Source organism: Methylopila musalis (assembly GCF_042679725.1).
GTDB lineage: Bacteria > Pseudomonadota > Alphaproteobacteria > Rhizobiales > Methylopilaceae > Methylopila > Methylopila musalis.
In genome coordinates, this window is record NZ_JBHTMX010000408.1 from 1 (window position 1) to 760 (window position 760).

General features: G+C 76.1%; 1 protein-coding gene. It reads right to left on the bottom strand.

Features of this window, described 5'->3' with window-relative positions; all coding sequences use genetic code 11:
• On the bottom strand, nt 1-760 hold a 760-nt coding region (locus ACFQ4O_RS17990), incomplete at both ends, for a quinone oxidoreductase-like protein 1 (RefSeq protein ID WP_378777797.1).

The following is a 760-nucleotide window of genomic DNA, read 5'->3' on the forward strand; positions in this document are numbered from 1 at the left end:
GGGAGGTGGCGCGCGCCGCGCTCGCCGAGGCGCCGGGCGAGTTCGAAGCCGAAGCCGCCATAGCCGCCGGTGACGAGGTAGGTCGCCTCCGGATCGATCCGGCCCGGCCGCACGATCTCCACCGGCTCCGCGGCGCGGGCGGCGGCGTGGTCGGTGACGCGCCAGCGGGCGGAGCCCTCGTCCTGCGGCGCGCGGCCGGCCTCGTCCACGATCGGGGCCGGCAGCGCCGGCGCGCCGATCAGCCCGTTCTCCACATCGGCCAGAACCGCGGCGAGCGAGGCCTGGAACACGTCCGGTTCGGCGGCGATCAGGCCCGGCGCGTCGATGGCGGTGACGCCCCGGTTGGGCTTCAGCCGCTTCAGCGCCAGCGGATCGCCGGCGAGCGCGCCGGCCATGTCGAGGTAGCGTCCGAAGGGCGCCAGCAGATGCATGGCCCGCACGCCGAGTTCGCCCGCGGTGAGGTTGAGCACCACGTCGACGCCGCGCCCCTCCGTCGCCTCCAGCAGGCGATCGACGTAGATGGCGGAGCTGCTGTCGAAGGCGTCGGCCGCGCCGAGCCCGCGCAGGTGGCTGCGCTGCGCCTTGGTCGGCGCCGTCACATAGGCTGTCGCCCCAAGACGTTCGGCGATGCGCAGCGCGGCGAGGCCGAGCGGCGTCTCCGCGCCATGCACCAGCACGGTCTCCCCGCGCCGCAGCCGGCCCACGCGGTCAAGCGCGTGATGGGCGGCGGCCAGCGCCGTCAGCGCCATGGAGCCCGGCC